This window comes from Actinosynnema sp. NPDC023658, from assembly GCF_040639995.1.
Lineage (GTDB): Bacteria > Actinomycetota > Actinomycetes > Mycobacteriales > Pseudonocardiaceae > Actinosynnema.
Map to the genome: position 1 here is coordinate 1 of NZ_JBFAAX010000919.1, position 2,157 is coordinate 2,157.

Annotated in this window: 3 protein-coding genes; 2 read left to right on the forward strand and 1 reads right to left on the reverse strand. The window is 74.1% G+C overall.

Annotation, left to right across the window (positions count from 1 at the left end):
• The coding region (locus AB0G02_RS36410) for a hypothetical protein (protein WP_360803902.1) at positions 1-335 on the reverse strand (335 nt) is incomplete at its 3' end.
• Between the two features lie 120 nt (positions 336-455).
• Between AB0G02_RS36410 and AB0G02_RS36415 the strand changes: the two genes are divergently transcribed.
• Together AB0G02_RS36415 and AB0G02_RS36420 are read left to right on the forward strand one after the other, a co-directional pair.
• A complete protein-coding gene (locus tag AB0G02_RS36415) occupies positions 456-1,109 on the forward strand; it encodes a response regulator transcription factor (protein ID WP_360803905.1) in 654 nt (217 codons plus the stop codon).
• Positions 1,109-2,157, forward strand: a 1,049-nt coding sequence (locus AB0G02_RS36420; protein ID WP_360803908.1) for a HAMP domain-containing protein, incomplete at its 3' end; no start/stop codon positions are given. The genes AB0G02_RS36415 and AB0G02_RS36420, both read left to right, overlap by 1 nt.

Sequence of the window (2,157 nt, forward strand, 5' to 3'; positions counted from 1 at the left end):
CTGCGGCCGGTCAGCGGGGGCAGGGTGGCGTCGGGCCGGTCGAGGCCCCGGCGTTGCAGCTCCTGCGTGAGCGCGGCGAACGCGGGCACGAGCAGCGCGCGGCTGTCGAGCACCGGGCCGCTGAAGTAGTTGTCGAAGATGCAGTAGTACGCCTGGCCGATGGTCGTGAGCGTGGCCGGCGTCTGCGCGGGCGGTGGCTGCTGGGGGTTCGGCCGGGCGCAGGCCGGAGGTCGTTCCGGGCCTGCCGACGAGGTGCCGACCCCGGCGCCGGCGAGTACGGCGGCCACGGCGAGCAGCGCGGCCCCCCTGGCGAGCGGACGCCATCTGATGATCACGAGATTCCCCTTGGTGTCGCCGGTCGTGGCAACGGCGAGTTCTACGCCAGGCGCAGTTTCGGCAGGGTTTCACCGGCGATGAGACCTCGGCGAAACCGGTGGCCGCCGATACTGGTGCGCGTGCGGGTGCTCATGGTCGAGGACGACGAGGAAATGGCGCTCACGGTGGCGACGGGGTTGCGGCGGGCGCACATGGCCGTCGACGTGGCGTTCGACGGCACCGGCGGGCTCGAACGCGCGCTGTGCACCGAGTACGACGTGATCGTGCTGGACCGGGACCTGCCCGGGACGCACGGCGACGACGTGTGCGCGGCGCTGATCGCGGCGGGCTGCCGCAGCCGGATCCTCATGCTGACCGCGGCGGCCACCACCGAGGACCTGGTCGACGGGCTCGGCCTCGGCGCGGACGACTACCTGCCCAAGCCGTTCGACTTCCGGGCGCTCGTGGCGCGGGTCGGGGCGCTCGCGCGGCGGGCGCACCCGGCCGTGCCGCCGGTGCTGCGCCGCGGTGACCTGGTGGTAGACACCGCGCGCCGCCGTGCCGCCCGCGGTGACCGGGCGCTGGACCTCGCGCCGAAGGAGTTCGGCGTGCTGGAGGTGCTGCTGGCCGCGACCGGTCGGGTGGTGTCGGCGGAGGAGCTGCTGGAACGGGTGTGGGACGAGGCGACCGACCCGTTCACCAACGCGGTCAAGATCACGGTGAGCAGGCTGCGGGCCAAGCTCGGCGACCCGCCCGTGGTCGAGACCGTGGCCAGGAGCGGGTACCGGATCTGATGGGCGCGCTCACCGGTCGCCGCCGCCTGCCGCGCCGGACCGTGCGGTTGCGGCTGACCCTGGTCTACGGCGGGTTGTTCCTGTTCTGCGGCGCGGGGCTGCTGACCGTCACCTTCTTCCTGGTGCGGCACACCGTGACGCCGGTGGACGACGTGACCGTCTTCGATTACCCCGGTGTGGCGGGTGACGCCCGGCCGCGCGACCCGCTCCCGCGTCCCGGCAGCGAGGCCGCGCGGATCGTCGCGCAGGCCGAGCGGGCGCTGACCGAGCAGCGGCAGGACGTGCTGCGCGAGCTGCTGGTGCAGTCCTGGGTCGCGCTCGGCCTGACCGTGGTGCTGGCCCTGGCGCTCGGCTGGTGGGTGGCGGGTCGCGTCCTGCGCAGGCTGCGCACCATCACGACGGCCGCGCGGGAGATCTCCGCGACGAACCTGCACCGGCGCCTCGCCCTCGCCGGGCCGGACGACGAGCTGAAGGAGCTGGGCGACACGTTCGACGAGCTGCTCGACCGGCTGGAGGCCTCGTTCCAGGCGCAGCGCCAGTTCGTCGCCAACGCCTCGCACGAGCTGCGCACGCCACTGGCCCGCCAGCGCGCGATCGGGCAGGTGGCGCTGGACGACCCGGACGCGACCGTGTCGTCGCTGCGCGCGGCCCATGAACGGGTCCTGGCGGCGGGCTTTCAGCAGGAACGGCTGATCGAGGCCATGCTCACGCTGACCCGCGGTCACGCCGGCCTCGACGTGCGCCACCCGTTCGACCTCGGTGAGGTGGTCGTCGAGGTGGTGGACGCCCGTCGGACGGCGGACGTCGACCTGCGGGTGTCGGTCGAGCCGTGCGTGGTCCGCGGGCACCGCGCGCTGGCCGAGCGCCTGGTGGTGAACCTGGTGGACAACGCGGTGCGGCACAACGTGCCCGGCGGGTGGGTGCGGGTGTCGTGCGCCGCGGGCGTGCTGGGCGTGACCAACACCGGACCCACCGTGCCCGCGGGCGAGGTGGAGCGGATCTTCCAGCCGTTCCACCGGCTCGCGCCCGCCCGGACGGGGCACGGCCT